The 5718-nt window shown below is 39.9% G+C and carries 2 protein-coding genes and 4 pseudogenes; 4 read left to right on the top strand and 2 right to left on the bottom strand.

All coding sequences use genetic code 11. The annotated features are described in order from the left end of the window. Nucleotides 1–128 precede the first annotated feature (128 nt). Nucleotides 129–1011 (bottom strand): annotated as a pseudogene (locus tag QUB51_RS29920) (IS4 family transposase); the annotation flags it as partial. Between the two features lie 195 nt (nucleotides 1012–1206). Between QUB51_RS29920 and QUB51_RS29925 the strand changes: the two are divergent. Next, nucleotides 1207–2867, top strand: a pseudogene (locus QUB51_RS29925) (IS1634 family transposase). Between the two features lie 261 nt (nucleotides 2868–3128). Then, a pseudogene (locus QUB51_RS29930) lies at nucleotides 3129–3833 on the top strand (IS1 family transposase). A gap of 13 nt (nucleotides 3834–3846) precedes the next feature. Here QUB51_RS29930 and QUB51_RS29935 read toward each other — a convergent pair. Continuing rightward, nucleotides 3847–4146: pseudogene (locus tag QUB51_RS29935) on the bottom strand (IS4 family transposase); the annotation flags it as partial. A 159-nt stretch (nucleotides 4147–4305) separates the two neighbouring features. On the opposite strand from QUB51_RS29935, the gene QUB51_RS29940 reads away from it, so the two are divergent. Together QUB51_RS29940 and QUB51_RS29945 are read left to right on the top strand one after the other, a co-directional pair. Next, nucleotides 4306–4518 carry a hypothetical protein gene (locus tag QUB51_RS29940; RefSeq protein ID WP_333058578.1) on the top strand — a complete coding sequence of 71 codons (213 nt, stop codon included), beginning with the start codon at nucleotides 4306–4308 and terminating at the stop codon, nucleotides 4516–4518. A gap of 156 nt (nucleotides 4519–4674) precedes the next feature. Continuing rightward, entirely contained in the window at nucleotides 4675–5238 is a 564-nt protein-coding gene (locus QUB51_RS29945) for an IS66 family transposase (protein WP_333058579.1), read from the top strand. Nucleotides 5239–5718: the final 480 nt, after the last annotated feature.

Here is a 5718-nt window from a genome sequence, read left to right on the forward strand (position 1 = left end):
CCTTTAATCGTTCACTGTTCATTTAGGGAGTGGATAGGTTTTCTTTTTCACCCTTATTCTCTCCCGGCGCGGTGGCTCTAGTTCTTCTGAAAGCCACCGCTCTCATCTTTGGTTAGTCTAAACTACAGATTTTCAGGCGCAGCAAAATACTCTCGCGGATCGGTTGCCTTACCTTGTTGGCGGGCTACATAAAAATGGTAAAGACCCCGGTAAATCATCTCTAACAAAATCGAATCTATTGGTAAAGAGAGTTGGTCAGCAACGGCATCACCTAAATCGACAAAGATTGCATAAAATATCCAACTCCCCCAAATTTGAAGCTGAATCCCGTTAAGAGAACCCGTCCACAAATAACTTAATCACAACAGCCTTTTTACGGTATTAAAAGCCTCTTCAATTCTCCAGCGCCTGCGATATAAATCTGCCACAACGTAGGGTGGTAATACATGAGGATCTAGTACGCTTGTCAAATAAGAATGCCAAGCTTTACCCGAACGAATTTCAATCAGTCGTAAGGTAATAAATGGTGTTTTTGCTGTTCCTGAACCCAAACGTACCAGACTATATTTCAGGTCGTAACTTTTGGTAAATACTTGCTGTACTTGAATTGCTGCTCCTTTTTTTAAGCGCGTAACTAAGTGGATATCTCTTTCAATTAATCTGAGCCAAAAGCTAAAATGATCAAATCCCCTATCCAGTAATAGTAAAGTATTTGCTGGTACTAATTGCAGGATATTTTCTTCAATCTTAACATCAGAAGCTTGCTTAGTTTTCCCGAAACCAAATATCAACAGGAAGCCTGGTCATTAAATCTATGACTGTTGCCATCTTTCCTGCCAACTGCCCTTTTGGTATATCTTCCAGGCTTTTGAGCTTGCAAAACAATGCTTCGAGCGTTGAACTATCTACTATCCAAATACTCGAAAATTTGGTCAAGGCAAATTTAATGCTTTCTGGTAAAGGTCGTTGATTTCTCTGGTACCAAGCAGTTCTTAAACTTGGTAATAAATTTGGCGTTGCTGAGTTAGAGTATGAATAGGAGGAATAATTTATGCAATGCCCAGAATGTAACCCACATTCCGCAGGTCTTTAAATAGAATTGATGGTTATAAAATTTAAAAATTCAAGCCTGAAGTGATTACCCAGTAATCACTTCAGGCTTTTTTGAGATACAATGAACGAATGAGGAGCCAAGAGGAAAAAACCATGAATGAGCATCAAGAAGCCATAAAAGTCCTAAATTTAGACCATTTAGGAATAGTAGCAGGGATAATAGACGAGATGGAATTAGTAGAAGAAGTCAATAAAATAGTAGGAATAACAACCCAAGAAATGCTCAGCCCAGGACAAGTCATGAAAGCAATGATTTTGAATGGACTAGGCTTTTTAAGCGCCCCATTATACATATTCGAGGAATTTTTTGTAGGAAAAGCAACATCACATCTAATCGGAAAGGGAATACTACCCGAACATCTAAACGACGATAGACTGGGAAGAGCTCTCGACAAATATTATCAAGTGGAACAAAACTCTTCACAACAATCGCCATGAAAGCCGCCCATAAATTCCAAGTAAAAATGAACAGCATCTATTTAGATGGAAGTTCAATGTATGTACAAGGAGAATATAAAACCCAAGTTAAAAACAGCGACCAAACAGAAAAAGAACCCGGACCAGAAATATCAGAAATGAAACCAATAGAAATAGTTCACGGATATTCCAGAGACCATCGACCAGACCTGAAACAATTTATCATAGACATGATTGTAACAGGAGACGGAGACATACCACTATATCTAAAAATAGATTCAGGAAACATCGACGACAAAAGCGTATTCGTATCAAGACTAAAAGAATTCAAAAAACAGTGGACATTTGAAGGAATCTGCGTAGCAGACAGCGCCTTATACACCAGGTAAAACCTATCAGCAATGACAGGAATCAAATGGATAACAAGAGTCCCATTAAGCATAAAATCAGCCCAAGAGCAAATCGTAGACATCCAAGAAAGCGAATGGCAATCAAGCTCAAAAAAAGGATATAAGATAGCCGAAAGAGCTAGCGAATATGGAAACATAAAACAAAGATGGTTAGTCATAGAAAGTGAACTCAGGAAACAAGCAAGCATCAAACAAATAGACAAACAAGTAAACAAACAACAATCAAGGGCCCAAGCCGCACTACGCAAGCTTTACCGGCAAAAATTTGCCTGCATTGCCGACGCAGAAACCGCCATAAAAAATCTATCAGACACATGGAAATATCACCAGATTACCGAAATTGAATGTCAAGAAAAAAGCCATAAAAAACAAAAAACACCAGCCAAAAAAGCTAGTGATATAGACACAATAGCCTATCAAATAATCGGTAAAATAGAAACGAGACCCGAAATAATATCCGCCGAAAAAATTAAAACAGGGAGATTTATACTGGCAACAAACATTTTAGATAAAAACGAAATAACCAACCAGCAGATATTAGAAGAATACAAAGACCAACAAAGTAACGAAAGAGGATTTAGATTTTTAAAAGACCCATTATTTTTCACATCAAGCGTCTTCGTGAAAAAAACCGAGAGAGTAGAAGCAATTGCCATGATAATGGGAGTATGTTTATTAGTATATAATCTCGCCCAAAGAAAGTTGAGACAAGAATTAGAATCAGCCAATGCCAGCATCAGAAACCAGGTCAAGAAAATGACAAATAAACCGACAATGCGGTGGGTATTTCAGATGTTTCAAGCCGTACATTTAGTCAACCTCAATGGAGCCGAACAAATAAGCAACTTAACAAAGGAACGTCGGGAGATATTAAATTATTTAGGAAAGGTTTGCGGTCAATATTATTTAATAGTTGAAGATGGGTAACTCGGAAAACAAACCGGAAAATATTGTTAAATAAATTCAAATTGTTGGCAACAGAACACTCATGTTGCCGGAATTGTGATGTCTTATTTAGGGAGAATGAGTTCAGATATTGCCTAATGAATATATTAGGCAATATCTGTGAATTCCAATTTCTTATATTTCGCCAAAATCGCAAAAAAATGATACTAAAATTAGAAAAGGTAGGCACAGATATTTTTCCTACAGTGAAGGTATGAAAATCCTTAGTCATCAAAGCCAGAACTGCGGAATGTGGGATGTAAATCAACCCATATCCGTAAAAACGGCAATAAAAAAGGAAAACAGAATCACATTTGTGTCCAATGTGGTCGTCAATTCCTCAATCAGTATGAACCCCAGCGAGGTTATAGCGAGGCCATCAAACGTGATTGCCTAAAAATGTATGTCAATGGTATGGGTTTACGTGCGATAGAACGAGTTAAGGGTGTTCATCATACCGAGCGTAATAAATTGGGTAAAACAAGTCGGAAAACTGTTGCCAGATGTTTATGACCCTGAAGTCATCCCAGAAGTTGGTGAACTCGATGAATTACAAACTTATGTAAAAAAAAAACAGACAGGATATGGTTGTGGACAGCGGTTGACCACTTTCAACCAGGAATTTTAGGATGGGTATTAGGGGATCATAGCGCTAAGACATTTGAACCATTATGGGAGAAAGTAAGTGCATGGAAATGCTATTTTTATGTAACTGATGGATGGTCTGTATATCCCATGTTTATTCCTGATGGGGATCAGATTATTAGCAAGACTTATATGACCAGAGTAGAAGGGGAAAATACCAGACTAAGACATTATTTGGCTCGGCTACATCGTAAGACTCTTTGTTATTATAAATGTGAGGAAATGCTCAAGCATTCTATTAAGTTATTAATACATTACTTGAAGTTTGACGATATTCCCATTCCTGGGGCATTCATACCTTGATTCAGCAACGCCATAAATTTTTGAAGACTCCTTCAAATAATGTGGCAGGAAAACTTAAAAATCTTTGAGACATTGCTTGTTGAGTGACTGTTGTGGGTCGGCACCACAAAAAACCCGCTCTTGCCAACATTCTTGTGAGTTCTGTTACTCCAGCTACGTCTCGCCACAGCAAAGTTAATACTGCTGCTACCATCAACGGTAAGTTGAGAATTTTCCCTCGCAAACCCAGTTGACGGTAGTAATTTTCTTGTGAGGTAATGGCCGGTGTTAGTAATGCCGATAGTTGTGAGGCAATCTCCTCGTCTTCCACCATCGGCCTTGTGGTTTTTTTGGCATGGTCACGGTTGGTTTTTTGACTTTTAGCCATATTTACTGACCTACACAATCGCTCAATTATTTGTCAATTATATCCTTCGGTCTCCCCAAGGTGGTGCAACTATTATGCTTGCCCCGACGCTGCCGTGCTGGGGATATGCAACTATTATTGATCGTCCGCCATTATTATCGATCGTCCGCCATTATTATCGATCGCCCACCATTATTATCCATCGCCCACCATTATTATCCATCGCCCGCCACTATTATCCATCGCCCACCATTATTATCCATCGCCCGCCACTATTATCCATCGCCCACCATTATTATCGATCGCGATGCAACGCCAATCGAGCACACAACTTATTAATAATGATAATCGCGATCGGGTGAGAGAGTCCGCCTGCGGCGGACTCTCTCACTCTTCCCCTATTTGATTATCATTATCATTTAATAATATTTCTATCCCAAGAGGTATTGACAAAATCTACTCCCTTTTAACTTGTTACCAATGCCCGATATCTGGGTGTCAGATTTATTTAGCGCTCAAAAAAATCACCCCGCACCACAATGGCAAGTGTGTTTGGCTCATCAATTGCGGGATTGCCAATATGCGATTGACGCTGGGGACAGGATTTTTGCCCCAGCGATGAAGAGATTATTATTAAGAGCTTTTATCATCCATCGACGACGAGAAAAAATCGACGATGCCAGACTCAAGCGATACCGAGAAAATTTACAGGAAAGATTAACCGGGATTTTAAATTTAGCGCTACATGATCCGGATGGTATCCGGTTACGAAAACGTTACGGTGGGCTGATGGACAATTTATTTCTATTTCTGGAAGAGGCGGGGATTCCACCAACGAATAATAGTAGTGAACAGGCGATTCGGATGAGCGTGATATTTCGCCGTGTGACCAATGGCTTCCGTTCTTCATGGGGGCGAGATTTGTTTGCTGCTGTTCGTTCAGTTGTTAATACTGGCAACCGTCATGGCTTGACGGCTTATCAATCTATTCAACAAGCTCTCTCTACTGATGGCTCCCTTTTTTCCCTAGTTGAGCAATTACCCTTGGTCATTCTTTAACGTTATATGCTTGCTATGCAAGCATTATAACGTATTTTCACCGTATTTTTTGTTTAAGTCCCGCTAAAAAGTCATTACAAAGCGTGTCGGTAGCTTCTTTGAATGGTGAATTTATCTCAAAATATACTCACCACTGATGAACAGTGTTCAATAAGATGCGTTCCCCCTGGGAACTCCCCTTAGCCTCTGAACTACTTTAGGCTAGTAGCACTAAGTACATTTGTGATCTGCATTCCGGTTGTTTCATGGCTTACTTGACCGTGACCGGACTCTTATGGAGTCTTTTACATAGGGGTAGAGGGTGTGAATCCTCTAAGGAAGAGGGCTCTCCAGACTAAACGACCATTTATTTCAAGTCGCGCACGGGCATTCACCGTGATTCACGTTTCAACGAATCGCACTTCTTATACCCATGCGGGGGAAATAGTCCGCCCCAAAGCCGTATTTGGGCCGAAAAAAAGACCCCATAGTTAAAAGAGG

Source organism: Microcoleus sp. AT8-A3, from assembly GCF_036705675.1.
GTDB lineage: Bacteria > Cyanobacteriota > Cyanobacteriia > Cyanobacteriales > Microcoleaceae > Microcoleus.